This window comes from Virgibacillus litoralis, from assembly GCF_017873675.1.
GTDB classification, from domain to species: Bacteria; Bacillota; Bacilli; order Bacillales; family Amphibacillaceae; genus Lentibacillus; species Lentibacillus litoralis.
In genome coordinates this window covers 290,888-304,780 of record NZ_JAGGKK010000001.1, presented here as the reverse complement: position 1 = coordinate 304,780, position 13,893 = coordinate 290,888, and the positions used below count along the sequence as shown (strand labels likewise).

General features: G+C 38.7%; 10 protein-coding genes. 9 read left to right on the top strand and 1 reads right to left on the bottom strand.

Features of this window, described 5'->3' with window-relative positions; all coding sequences use genetic code 11:
- The first annotated feature begins 272 nt into the window (after positions 1-272).
- The 5 genes from J2Z82_RS01505 to J2Z82_RS01485 all read left to right on the top strand — a co-directional run bounded on the left by J2Z82_RS01505 (position 273) and on the right by J2Z82_RS01485 (position 7,722).
- Complete coding sequence (locus tag J2Z82_RS01505) at positions 273-3,137, top strand: 2-oxoglutarate dehydrogenase E1 component (RefSeq protein ID WP_209479020.1); 2,865 nt, start codon at positions 273-275, stop codon at positions 3,135-3,137.
- Positions 3,124-4,386 carry a 2-oxoglutarate dehydrogenase complex dihydrolipoyllysine-residue succinyltransferase gene (odhB, locus tag J2Z82_RS01500; protein WP_209479019.1) on the top strand — a complete coding sequence of 421 codons (1,263 nt, stop codon included), beginning with the start codon at positions 3,124-3,126 and terminating at the stop codon, positions 4,384-4,386. The genes J2Z82_RS01505 and odhB overlap by 14 nt, the downstream gene beginning before the upstream one ends.
- A 103-nt stretch (positions 4,387-4,489) precedes the next feature.
- Positions 4,490-4,690: a hypothetical protein gene (locus J2Z82_RS01495; RefSeq protein WP_209479018.1), complete on the top strand. Its 201-nt coding sequence runs from the start codon at positions 4,490-4,492 to the stop codon at positions 4,688-4,690.
- 164 nt (positions 4,691-4,854) lie between these two features.
- A complete protein-coding gene (locus J2Z82_RS01490; protein ID WP_245250985.1) occupies positions 4,855-6,147 on the top strand; it encodes an NCS2 family permease in 1,293 nt (430 codons plus the stop codon).
- 384 nt (positions 6,148-6,531) lie between these two features.
- Positions 6,532-7,722, top strand: coding sequence for a NupC/NupG family nucleoside CNT transporter (locus J2Z82_RS01485; protein WP_092493547.1), 1,191 nt, complete (start codon positions 6,532-6,534; stop codon positions 7,720-7,722).
- A gap of 73 nt (positions 7,723-7,795) precedes the next feature.
- On the opposite strand, the gene J2Z82_RS01480 is transcribed toward J2Z82_RS01485, so the two are convergent.
- Positions 7,796-9,157 (bottom strand): MATE family efflux transporter, encoded by a 1,362-nt coding sequence (locus J2Z82_RS01480; protein ID WP_209479017.1) that lies wholly within the window; start codon positions 9,155-9,157, stop codon positions 7,796-7,798.
- A gap of 112 nt (positions 9,158-9,269) precedes the next feature.
- Between J2Z82_RS01480 and J2Z82_RS01475 the strand changes: the two genes are divergently transcribed.
- The 4 genes from J2Z82_RS01475 to J2Z82_RS01460 all read left to right on the top strand — a co-directional run bounded on the left by J2Z82_RS01475 (position 9,270) and on the right by J2Z82_RS01460 (position 13,889).
- Positions 9,270-10,343 carry an undecaprenyldiphospho-muramoylpentapeptide beta-N-acetylglucosaminyltransferase gene (locus J2Z82_RS01475; protein ID WP_209479016.1) on the top strand — a complete coding sequence of 358 codons (1,074 nt, stop codon included), beginning with the start codon at positions 9,270-9,272 and terminating at the stop codon, positions 10,341-10,343.
- 396 nt (positions 10,344-10,739) lie between these two features.
- On the top strand, positions 10,740-11,753 hold the full coding sequence (locus J2Z82_RS01470) for an ABC transporter substrate-binding protein (protein WP_209479015.1): 1,014 nt from the start codon (positions 10,740-10,742) through the stop codon (positions 11,751-11,753).
- A 70-nt stretch (positions 11,754-11,823) separates the two neighbouring features.
- The gene (locus tag J2Z82_RS01465) at positions 11,824-12,681 is read left to right on the top strand and encodes an ABC transporter permease (RefSeq protein WP_209479014.1); all 858 of its coding nucleotides are present in this window, start codon (positions 11,824-11,826) and stop codon (positions 12,679-12,681) included.
- Positions 12,681-13,889, top strand: coding sequence for a quaternary amine ABC transporter ATP-binding protein (locus J2Z82_RS01460; RefSeq protein WP_209479013.1), 1,209 nt, complete (start codon positions 12,681-12,683; stop codon positions 13,887-13,889). Before J2Z82_RS01465 ends, J2Z82_RS01460 begins: the two co-directional genes overlap by 1 nt.
- Positions 13,890-13,893: the final 4 nt, after the last annotated feature.

Here is a 13,893-nt window from a genome sequence, read left to right as displayed (position 1 = left end):
GCTAATTTCATGACGTTTTCCTCCTTCTATTCTATATGTAAAGTCGAATTAACATATTTATGCCCTTATTATACCGAATAATTAACCCTATGTGAACCAGGAGATATGTCATGTTCATGAAAATATTTGAAATGACTGGATTGGATGTTGTTTCTATTTGTAAAATAGGGTATATTAGTTGATGAAATCATAGTAGAGTTCTATAATGAAACTTGAGTGTAAAAGACCGTTTTGCAACGGGGTAAAGTTAACTTCTAATGGGGGTATAAGACGTGGCACAGAATGAAGAATCTAACGAAAGATTCTGGGGTACTTTTCATGGTCCAAATATGGGGTATATTGAAGAGCAATATGATTTATACAAAGAAAATCATGAAGCTGTAGACCCATCACTAAGAGAAATCTTTGATGAACATGGGGCTCCTGAATGGTTGAACCAATCAAAAGGTACCATACAAGCAACAACTCAAAAAACGTCACCTATAGATGATGTTAAAAAGCTAACCTCAGCAATGAAACTTGTTGAGGCTATTCGTCGTTTTGGGCATTTGGAAGCGGACATCTATCCAGTAGGACGTAAAGAGCGTGATACAGAATTAGTTAATCCGGAAACTTATGGATTATCAGAACAAGATTTAAGAAATATGCCTGCATCTTGGTTGTGGGAGCAATCTCCTAGTGGTGTAGAAGATGGATTCGACGTCATACAAAAATTAAAAAAACTCTATTCTGGAACTATTACATTTGAATATGATCATGTCAATAATGATGATGAACGAACATGGCTTTTGGAACGTATTGAGTCCGGAGAGTTTCATTTAAAACTTTCCAATGAGGAACAAAGGCAATTGCTTGAACGTCTTGCTCATGTGGAAGGGTTTGAAAGTTTCTTGCAGAAAACTTTTGTTGGACAGAAGCGCTTCTCGATTGAAGGTCTGGAAGCAATGGTCCCAATGCTTGATCGTATTGTTAAGTACGCGACAGAAGACAAAGTTGAACATATAATGATGGGAATGGCCCATCGTGGACGTTTAAGCGTGTTAGCGCATGTATTAGGAAAACCTTATGATAGAATATTTTCTGAATTTCACCATTCACCAGACAAAGAGTTAATCCCTTCAGAAGGATCTACGGGTATTAATTATGGATGGACTGGAGATGTAAAGTATCACTTTGGTGCAACAAAAGAAGTGAAAGATGGCGATGAAATCGAAACACGAATCACGCTTGCACATAATCCATCACATCTAGAATTTGTAAACCCGGTTGTTGAAGGGTTTGCCCGTGCTGCTCAAGATAATCGATCAGAAAGTGGCTATCCAGAACAGGATATTAATAAAGCTGTAGGTGTATTAATTCATGGAGACGCAGCGTTCATTGGTGAAGGTGTTGTTGCAGAAACATTAAATTTAAGTGGATTGCCTGGCTACAAGACAGGTGGAACACTTCATATTATCGCAAATAACCTAGTTGGTTACACAACAAATCAAGAAGATGGAAGATCAACTCGTTATGCTAGTGATTTGGCAAAAGGGTTTGAAATACCGATTATTCATGTCAATGCGGATGACCCAATTGCATGCGTCTCTGCCATTAAAATTGCCTATGAATATCGTCAAAAATTCCATAAAGACTTTCTAATTGACCTGGTAGGCTATCGTCGCTATGGACATAATGAAATGGACGAACCACGTACAACGCAGCCCTATTTATATCAGGATATTGATGAGCATTCAACAGCGGCAAAAGTTTTTGCTGATAGGCTGAAGGTTGAAGGTGTTGTCGATAATGATGAATTTGAAAAAATTAAAGATCAAGTAGAATCTAGCCTGCGTGGTATTTATGACGGTATGAAAGAAAATAACACAGGCGAAGCCGAAGCTAAAAATATGCCAAAAGCATTAGCAAATGGCTTGGATCGCTTTGAAACAGCAGTTCCGCTTGAGGATTTAAAAGCCTTAAATGCTGGTATATTGAAACGTCCTGAAGGATTTACCGGATTTAAAAAACTCGAAAAAATCCTGAAGCGTCGTGAGAATGTTTTAGAAGAAGGAAACAAAGCAGACTGGGGAGCAGGCGAAGCTTTAACATACGCATCTATATTAAATGATGGCATTCCAATCAGACTAACAGGTCAGGATACGGAACGTGGAACATTTGCACATAGACATATGGTGTTACACGATGTTAAAACTGCTGAAACCTATTGTCCAATGCATGGATTAGATCAAGCTAAAGCATCCTTTGATATTCGAAATAGTCCGCTTTCTGAAGCAGGTGTATTAGGATTTGAATACGGGTACAGTGTACAATCCAAAAACACTCTAGTGATTTGGGAAGCTCAATTTGGCGATTTCGCAAATGCTGGCCAAGTTATCTTTGATCAGTTCATCGCAGCTAGCCGCGCGAAATGGGGCGAAAAGTCCAACATGGTAATGCTGTTGCCACACGGCTATGAAGGTCAGGGTCCGGAGCATTCCAGTGCACGTTTGGAACGCTTTTTACAGATGGCTGCAGAGAAAAACTGGATAGTGGCAAATGTGACATCAGCAGCACAATTTTTCCATTTAATTCGTCGTCAGGCAGCACTGCGTGATAAAGAGGAAGCACGACCATTAGTGTTAATGACTCCGAAGAGCTTATTGCGTAATCAGCGCGTTGCATCCACTGCAAAAGAGTTTGTAGAAGGAAAATTTGAACCCTTGAGACAACAACCTAACTTGAAGGTGAGTAAGAAAAATGCAAAACGTTTATTAATCGGTAGTGGTAAAGTAATGGTGGATGTTGAAGATGCCATTGATAATTCAGAAGAGAATTTTGATTGGCTTCGCGCATTAAGATTGGAACAAATTTATCCGTTCCCGAAAAAAGAGCTAGAAAAGGCATTAAAAGAGCTTCCAAACCTGGAGGAGATTGTCTGGGTACAGGAAGAGCCGAAAAACATGGGCAGCTGGGATTTCGTGGATGATTACTTAAGGGATTTATTAAGCGAAGGTCAATCGCTACGATATATAGGCCGTCCAGACCGTTCCTCACCGGCAGTTGGTGAGCCGAACATTCACAAAACAGAGCAAAACCAAATAGTACGAGAAGCGATTAATCCGTCAAAAGGAGGAGATTCCAGTGAACGAAATTAAAATTCCAGAGCTTGCAGAGTCCATTACAGAAGGTACAATTGCCGAGTGGCTTGTCAAAAAAGGCGACAAGATTGAAAAAGGTGATCCGGTTGTTGAATTGGAAACAGATAAAGTAAATGTTGAAGTAAACTCTGACTTTGCCGGCGTAATTACTGAAATTGTTAGTGGTGAAGGTGAAGACGTTGAAGTTGGAGACGTAATTGCTAAAATAGATGAAAATGGTGAAGCTGGCGGGGACGCTTCAGCTGAAGAAACAAAAGAAAAAGCTAGTGAAGAGCCAAAAGAAGAATCACCTAAAAAAGAAGAACCAAAGGAACCGGCGAAAGAAGATACTTCTGATAATAAGCAAGATGTAATTGCATCGCCTGCTGCTCGTAAACGTGCTCGTGAACTAGGCATTGACCTAAGCAGTGTTCAAGCTCGTGATCCATTAGGTCGTATCCGTCCTGAAGATGTTGATTCTGCAGCAAAAGGTGGCAGTGATAAAAAAGAATCCAAGCCAGCTAAAAAAGAAGAACCAAAGAAATCCGAGAAAACAGAGTTCGATAAACCTGTTGAGCGCGTGAAAATGAGCCGTCGCCGTCAAACGATTGCCAACCGTCTTGTTGAAGTTCAACAGGAAGCAGCGATGCTTACAACGTTTAATGAAGTCGACATGACAAATGTGATGAAACTTCGCAGTGAACGGAAAGAAAACTTTATTAAAAAACACGATGTTAAATTAGGCTTTATGTCATTCTTTACCAAAGCAGTAATTGGTGCTTTAAAAGAGTTCCCGCTGTTGAATGCAGAAATACAGGGCAACGAGATTGTAATGAAAAAATTCTATGATATCGGTATTGCCGTATCAACTGAGGAAGGCCTTGTAGTACCAGTTGTTCGCGATGCAGATCGTCTTGACTTTGCTGGAGTTGAACGTGAAATTGGCAACTTAGGCAAGAAAGCTATTAATAAAGAATTAGGATTGAATGATTTACAAGGTGGAACATTCACAATTACTAATGGCGGTACCTTTGGATCTATGATGTCAACACCTATTTTAAACGCACCGCAAGTAGGTATTCTTGGTATGCACAACATCCAAAAACGTCCAATGGTAATGCCAGACGATTCCATTGAAGTACGTCCAATGATGTATCTTGCAGTATCATATGATCACCGTATTGTTGACGGGAAAGATGCGGTGCAGTTCTTAGTTAGAATCAAAGAATTGCTAGAAGACCCATATGACCTATTGTTAGAAGGTTAATTAAATAGAAAGAAGCTATATGTGAACCTCGCTTTGATAATACATCGAAGCGGGGTTTTTTGTATGTTGCGATTTATTTGAAAAGGTGGTGAATCAGCAGAGGATGGATGTGAATGAAGGGAAGATGGGTGCTGAATCGCCAGAAGAGGCAGTTGAATCAACAGAAGAGGATGCTGAATCAACAGAAGGAGGTGCGGAATCGCCAGAAGGAAGAGCTGAATCCCCAGAAGAGGGAGCTGAATCCCCAGAAGAGGGACCTGAATCTCCAGAAGAAGGAGCAGAATCACCAGAAGAAGGTGCATAATCAACAGAACGGATATCTGGATAAGGAGCACATCATGTTAATACCCCGAATGAGGATTAAGCTCAAAAATTTTGATAGAAATCCTTTATAGGCATTGCATTCTGTTCTAAAAACGAATATTATATTACTTGTGATTATAATTATTCGGAAGTAAGGTGAACTCATTGGAAAATATATTTAAACTAAAACAAAACAATACAACAATTCAAACAGAGTTTGTTGCAGGAATAACTACTTTCTTAACGATGGTCTATATTGTTGTGGTAAACCCGGCAATCCTTTCCTCGGCAGGGGTACCATTTGATCAAGTATTTATGGCTACGGTCATTGCTGCAGTTGTTGGAACGGTATTCATGGCATTGGGTGCCAATTATCCAATTGCGATTGCGCCAGGTATGGGATTGAATGCTTATTTTGCCAGTGTTGTTGCATCACAGGGGTTATCCTATCAGGTGGTATTTGGAACGGTGTTTTTGGCAGGTATTCTATTTGTTTTATTGAGTTTCACAAAGTTACGTGAAACGTTAATATGGGCGATACCACCTTCACTAAAGTTTGGGATTACTTCAGGGATAGGCCTTTTCATAGCATTCTTAGGTCTGAAGATGTCTGGTATTGTCGTACCAAATGAGGCAAATATGGTTGGTTTTGGTGACCTGCATCAACCCATGACGCTATTAACGTTAGCTGGATTATTTATTACACTAATTCTAATGGCTCGAAATATTAAAGGGGCTTTATTTCTAGGTATGCTGACTACGGGTATTATTGCTTATTTTACCGGTCAGCTGGAATTCTCGGAAGGATTTACATCAATGCCACCAATGCCAGTGTTCTTTGATATCGATATTGGCGGAGTTTTTACCAACGGACTATACACGGTTGTTTTTGCTTTTTTATTGGTCACAATTTTTGATACAACTGGCACCATGATTGGTGTGGCAGAACAAGCAGGATTTATCAAAGATGGAAAAATGCCACGGGCAAAATCAGCACTATTAGCCGATGCTACAGCAACGACAGTAGGTTCAATGTTTGGGACAAGTCCTTCTTCAGCATATATCGAATCTTCTTCTGGTGTTGCAGCAGGTGGGCGTACAGGTTTAACGGCATTGGTTATTGCTGGATTATTTACAATTTCTATTTTCTTCACACCGGTTGTAGGTGCGATAGCTGGCTTACCCGCAATTACAGCTCCTGTATTAATTATTGTAGGATGTTTCATGATGGAAGGGCTGGCACGGATTGACTGGAAAACATTCGATGAAGCATTTCCAGCGTTTGCAATTATTTTAACAATGCCACTGACCTCAAGCATTGCAACAGGAATATCAATCGGATTCATAACATATCCATTATTAAAATTGGTTACCGGTAAGGGAAAAGATGTCCACTGGATTTTATATTTCTTTGGAATCGTGTTCGTCCTGCAAATGATCTTTTTCCCTGCACATTAATATATTAAATTTACGTGGGACTCTAGCAAATTATTGCTAGGGTCCTTTTGCTTTTGCTGGTAATCGCTTTTAACAGAAGAGAGTGAGGAATCGCCAGAAGAAGGTGCTGAATCCCCAGAAGAGGATGCTAAATCAACAGAAGAGTGCACAGAACCCCCAGAAGAGCCGGACGCTAATCCCCTGCTTATATTTTTTTATGTGTGTTTCGTGAGCATGCAAATAAAGTTGTTAAAAAGTTTCAATATAGGGTACTACTAAAACAGTGCCCCAATTGGAAAAAATTTAACTTGCATGACGTCTGACAACCTGCTAGAATCATTTATGGAAAATGTTATTGTAAGCAGTTACAATAACATTCAATCAACTATAAGGGAGGCTGCATCCGTGGATATACTTCTCGGGTTTCTAGCAATCATCATCGTCCTCGGACTGGCATTTTTGATGTCCAATGATAAGAAAAATATTAATTATAAAGGCATCATCGTTATGTTAGGATCGCAATTTTTGATAACGTGGTTTATGTTCGCTACAGAAATTGGACAGACAATTATAAATGGTATTTCGGCTGGATTTAATAAATTAATTGAATTTGGCATGGAAGGTATTAATTTTATACTTGGTGGGGTTGCACGTACAGAAGGTGGAAGCATTTTCTTCTTTGATGTCCTACTTCTAATTATCTTTTTCTCAACCATTCTGTCAGTGCTAACATATTTAAGAATCTTGCCACCGATTATTAAATATTTTGGCGGGTTCTTATCAAAAATCACCGGGTTGCCAAAGGTGGAATCGTTTAATGCGGTGAACAGTATTTTCTTTGGTCAATCTGAAGCATTACTAGCGATTAAATCTCAGTTTCATCACTTGGACAAGAATCGTTTATATATTGTAAGTGCGTCGGCAATGGGTTCAGTTTCAGCATCGATTGTTGGAGCATATATTCAGATTCTTCCTCCAGAATATGTACTCGTTGCATTACCGCTTAACATGTTTAGTGCGTTGATGATTTCGTCCGTTATTTCACCTGTAAATGTGGCAGCGGAAGATGATCATGTTGACGTGAAAGATGTATCAAATGATAAAAGTATTTTTGAAGCGATGGGTAATGGTGCACTTGATGGTGGTAAAATTGCCTTAATCGTTGCAGCAATGCTTGTTGCATTTATCGCTTCACTGGAATTAGTAAATTGGATCATTCAATCAGTATTTGCAGGAGTTACCTTACAGCAAATTCTAGGCTATATCATTGCTCCAATAGGTATATTAATGGGTATTGCTCCTGGTGAGGTAATTGAAGCTGGTGGAATAATGGGTACAAAGATTGTTACCAACGAATTTGTGGCTATGTTGGAATTCGAAAAAATGCTAGGTAGCATGTCCGAGAAAACAATCGGAATCGTATCGGTATTTCTTACAAGCTTTGCCAACTTTTCATCCATTGGAATTATCGCGGGAACAGTACAAGCTATTGACAGCGAAAAAGCTGTAAAAGTTTCTGGCTTTGGAATGAAGTTATTAGTTGGTGCAACACTTGCATCCATCTTATCAGCTACTGTAGCAGGAATATTCTTATAGTATCTTTTTAGAAAGCCGCCTAGTTTGGGTGGCTTTCTTCATCTCTATGGGCTCTTTTATCATGGTTGAAGAACTAGCCGGTTTCACCACTTCGTACATATTTTTTTTGCAAATAAAGCAGGCGCCACAGTAACGTAACAGCCCCAACACTTAACCCAATAATAATACCAACCCAATAGCCAAACGGTTCTAATGCTGTATAATTCGCCAAAAGCCAGCCACTAGGTAATCCAATAACCCAATAGGATACAAATGCCATAATGAGTGTCATATTAACATCTTTATAGCCACGCAATGCGCCTTGAATTGGTGCGCCGAATGCGTCTGCCAGCTGGAAGAAGATTGCATAATAGATAAACTGCTTTGTTAATTTAATTACTTCAGGGTTCGAGTTATAAAGTGCTGCAACCATGCCGTTGAATACATACAGTACAAGTCCTGCAAATGCGGCAATAAAAATCCCGCCACTAATTCCAATATAGCCATATGTTCGGGCATGATCATAGCGTTTAGCTCCGACTTCAAAACCAATTGCGATGGTCAAGGCGATGCCAACACTTAGTGGGATCATATAAAGCATTGTGGCGAAGTTAATTGCAGCCTGATGGGCGGCAATTGTATATGTGCTGTAGACACTCATCAAAAGTGTGACCGCTGAAAAGATACTTGTCTCAAAAAAGATTGCAAAACCGATTGGGATTCCGATTGTAAGCTGCTCCCACCATGCTTTAAGGGATGGAGAAACCCAATTGATTAAAATCCCGTAGCTGCGAAAAGGCTGAATTTTATGGATGATTCCTATTGCAATAACACAAACTAACCAGTAAGTAATTGCGGTTGCAATACCAGAACCGATGCCACCAAAGGCAGGCACCCCAAGCTTTCCGAAAATAAATATATAATTAAAGAATATATTTAATGGTAGTGAAATCAAAATGATAATCATGGAGATTCGAGTTTGACCAAGAGCGTCAATGAAACTGCGCAATGTGTTGAAAATAAATAAGGGAACAATACCTGTACTTAAGGCAATAAGGTAATATTTTGCTGTGTGTCGTACTTGCGATTCCAGGTCCATTGAATTCAGAATAGGGTTAAGTACAAATACACCCAGGACCACAATTATAAGTGCCAATGCAATAGCCAAGTAAATACCCTGTTGAATTTTTTTGGATATTTCTCCTTCTGACTTTGCTCCGGTTAATTGCGCTATAATAGGAGTAATTGCGAGAAGAATTCCATTCACACCGGTGAAAATAGGTACCCAAAGACTGGATCCAATTGCAACACCAGCTAAATCAGCAGCTCCAGCTTGCCCGGACATCACCGTATCAAAAAAGTTCATTAAATACATACTTATTTGGGTAATAAGGATGGGTATTAATATGACATTAAACAGTTTTAATTTTTCTTTTAGTGTCGTTGTCTCATACATAATACTCTTCCTTTTTATATGTTTTTCGATTAGGATAGAGAAAGTGATTTTTATAATTATAAAAGCAATTATACAAGTTAAGTTAGCATTATGAAAGAAAGGAGTTAATTCTGTGAGTACGAAACGAATTCTTTTTACAGGTGGAGGCTCAGCTGGTCATGTGATCGTTAATCTTGCGCTGATACCCATATTCCAAAAAGAAGGATGGGAAATTGATTATATCGGCTCCAAAAAAGGGATTGAACGCAATCTAATTGAACAGCTTAACGGTGTTACATATTATCCGATCTCAACAGGAAAATTACGTCGTTATATGTCTAAGGAAAATTTTAAAGATCCATTTAAAGTAATGAAAGGTACAATGCAGGCCTGTCGGATTATTGGTAAGCGAAAACCATCAATTATTTTCTCAAAAGGTGGTTTTGTTTCAGTGCCAGTAATTATGGCAGCCAAGATGCGTGGTGTACCAGCTGTTATTCATGAATCAGACTTCACGCCAGGGCTCGCAAACAAGCTCGCAATTCCTTTTGCTAACAAGGTCTTGGCAACATTTCCTGAAACAATGAAATATCTTCCAGAAAAGAAGGCTGAATATGTGGGTGCCATTATTCGGGATGAGTTATTCCAAGGAAATAAGGATAAGGGCTTGGAGTTGTGCGGATTCACTAAAGCAAAACCAGTTTTACTCATAATGGGCGGCAGTGGTGGCTCTGAAAAAATCAACAATACAGTACGAGCAAGCCTTGATGAGCTGTTACCAGTATTTCAAATAGCACATATATGCGGGCAAGGTAAAACAGACACGTCGATAAACCGTGATGGATATACGCAATTTGAATATGTGAATGAAGTATTGAAAGACCTTTTTGCTGCAACTGATTTTGTCCTGTCACGAGCTGGTTCAAATGCAATTTTTGAGTTTTTGGCATTGCGAAAACCAATGCTGCTTATCCCGTTATCAAAAGAAGCGAGCAGGGGTGACCAAATCATAAATGCGAAATCGTTTGTTGAAAAAAGATATGCTCGGGTAATGGAAGAAGAAGAACTTACAGAAGACTCGTTAGTACATGAACTTTCTCAATTAAAAGAGCACGCCCCAATTATTATGGATAATATGAAAAATTATCAGAGCGAGAAAGCGCGAGACCGAGTGATTGAAATTATTAAGAACTCAGGTAAAAAGTAAATTAATCCAACAAGCAACACTGAGAAAAAAGTCCCCAAGCGCATAGCTTTTCGGGGACTTTTTACATTTCATTCATTAAATGGTGACCAGTAAAAAAAATGTTAGAAATTTAAATTATGTCGAATATTGTAGTATTTTCGACAATTAAGCAAATATATACAGCTAGAAGCCACTGACTTCCAATAATCATCGCTAATTAGAGATAAACGCTTTAAATACAGTTTGATTAAAAAATACCAATTCACTATCATAAAGAGTGTTGTCATTAACTTTCATCTTCACAACTCTTCTATATATGTATCCTTCAGCTGTTACATCATATACACATATTTTAATCACGTCTGTGTGACGTACTTTACTTATTTTCGACAATACAAAAATAAAGGGGTAATTATTATGAAGAAACTATTATTATTGTTTTCTGCTATTATTTTAGTAGCAGCTCTCTCTGCTTGCGGAGGATCAGATTCTAGTTCGGATTCAAAAGAAGAAATTGATAAGCTCGTGTTTGCTGATGCTGGCTGGAACAGTATCAAAGTGCATAATAGTATCGCACAAAAGATTATTGAGGAAGGCTACGGTATTGAAACAGAAGTTACTGCTGGATCGACTGCAGCCACTTTGCAAGGGTTCGTTGAAGGTGACATTGATGTTTATATGGAGATATGGACAGATAATACTAAAGAAGTATATGAAGAGGCGATTGACGCTGGTGATATTGTAAAAACTTCTGTAAACTTTGACGATAATGTTCAAGGATTATATGTACCAACTTACGTAATTGAGGGTGATGAAGAACGCGGTATTGAACCAATGGCACCAGAGTTAAAAACCGTTGAAGATTTGAAAAATTATCCTGAATTATTTGCAGATCCAGCAGAACCTGATAAAGGTCGTTTAATTAATGCACCAAGTGGTTGGGCTGTTGAAAAAACAATCACTCAAAAAATGGAAACATATGGCTTAAACGATACGTTTGTGAACTTTAAACCAGGCTCTGATGCAGCTATAGTAGCATCTTTAACTGACGCATATAATGCTGGAGAACCATGGGTAGGGTATTATTGGTCACCGACTGCTGTGACTGCAAAATATGATTTAACATTATTGCAAGAACCAGAATTTGATCAGCAAACATGGGATGAAACAAAAGGTACAGAGTTTCCTCCAAATGATGTTGTAACTGCAGTTCATAAGGATGTTCCTGGTCCGGCACCTGAGGTTGTTGAATTCCTTAAAAATTATGAAACAAGCAGTTCGCTAACTGAAGAAGCTTTAAGTTATATGGAATCTAAAGAAGATATTTCACCAGAAGAAGCGGCAATGTGGTGGATGAACGAACATGAAGATATTTGGACAAGTTGGGTCCCTGAAGACGTGGCCAAAAAAGTCAAAGATTCAATGGAGTAAAAATCTCAAGCAGCTGGCGCCGGATTAACGTCGGCTGCTTTTTCTAATTTAAAAGAAAGAGGTGGTACCTATGGGTGCTTTTCCTGGTATAACTACTAATCTTGGTGATTATGTTGCAGACTTAGTTAAATTTCTAGATGAATCATTAGAAGGCTTTTTCAATTTTATCTATCTATTTTCATCACAGATTATCAATGCAATTGAAGGCTTTTTACTATGGATGCCTTGGTGGGTGTTTATTCTATTAATAGTAATACTTGGCTGGTATTTCAAGTCGATGGTATCTGGGGTTCTCTATGGTGCATTTGTATTCTTGATTGGTACATTCGGTTTATGGGAAGATTTGATGACTACAATAGCGATTGTGATGACAGCGGTTATCATTTCCTTAGCTGTAGGTATCCCATCAGGGGTATGGATGGCATTTAGTAAAGGATTTTCGACCGTAATGCGTCCAATTTTAGATGCGATGCAGACGATGCCGAGTTTCGTTTATTTAATCCCAGCAATATTTTTCTTTGGATTAGGGAATATATCGGCAATCTTTGCTACATTAATTTATGCAGTTCCACCAGTAATCAGGCTTACAGAACTAGCAATTAGAAGTGTCGACAGAGAAGTTATTGAATCAGCACAATCTTTCGGATCTTCAAATTGGCAAATGCTTTTTAAAATTCAGCTTCCACAAGCTCTGCCAACAATTATGGCTGGTGTAAACCAGACAACAATGATGGCATTGGCGATGGTTGTTATAGCATCAATGGTTGGTGCACAAGGTCTTGGTGAGCAAGTTCTAGTATCGATTAACCAAATCGATATTGCATTAGGTTTTGAAGCGGGTATTAGTATTGTATTTTTAGCAATTATAATTGACCGTATTACTGGTGGAGTAGCCGACAAGCTCCAGAAGCATAGGAGGGTAAGCTAATGTCTACTAAAATTAAACTTGAGCATGTATCAAAGATCTTTGGTTCGAAACCAAAGTCAATAATCCCTAAAATAAAAGCAGGTATGGAAAAAGATCAAATCCTTGCTGAAACGGGTCATACTGTAGGTGTTTACGACGCATCTATGGATATAAAAGAAGGTGAAATCTTTGTTATCATGGGGCTTTCAGGAAGTGGAAAGTCAACTTTAATACGCTGTTTTAATCTATTGAATAAACCTACTGATGGATCGATATTTATTGATGGGGAAGATATCGTTAAATTCAATAGTTCACAGCTTAAAAAGATTCGCCAGGAAAAGGTTGCTATGGTATTCCAGCATTTTGGTCTTTTCAACCATAGGACTATCATGGCAAATGTAGAATACGGTCTTGAGATACGTAATATTTCCAAAGAAGAACGGCGGGAAGTTGCACAGAAGAACATTGATATTGTCGGATTGGGTGGATACGAGGACAAATATCCTGATGAGCTATCTGGTGGTATGCAACAGCGTGTAGGCTTGGCTCGCGCGCTTGCAAATGACCCGGATATTCTCTTAATGGATGAACCATTCAGTGCACTGGATCCGTTAATTCGCCGTGAGATGCAGCTTGAATTACTTGATATCCAAGACCGTTTACAGAAAACGATCATTTTTATTACACATGACGTAAATGAGGCATTTAAATTGGGTGATCGAGTTGCGGTTATGAAAGATGGTAAGGTCAACCAGGTTGATACCCCTGAGGCAATTATTGAAAATCCGGCAAATGACTATATATCTGATTTCATAAAGGATATTGACCGCTCAAAAGTATTTCAGGCCGAACATGTTATGATTAAACCGAATGCACTTGTTTCCATGAAAGATGGCTTAAATGTTGCCAGAAAAGAAATGGAAGAGAATGGTATCTCCAGTGTGTTTGTTGTAGATCGTCAACGTCATTTGAAAGGAATAGTGACGATTGATGATGCCATTTCAGGATTAAAAGAAAAGAAATCACTAGAAGATGTTTTGCGTGATGATGTTACGGTAGTTCCAAAAGATGAATATATAAATGATATTATTCCAAAAGCATTGGAATCAAGTTTTCCACTTGCAGTTGTAAATGAAGAAGATAAGCTAGTCGGATTTATTTTGCGTGTACACGTGTTATCTGGCTTGGTATCTGATGATGTGAGTGAAAGCGACGAATATCATGGATAATATG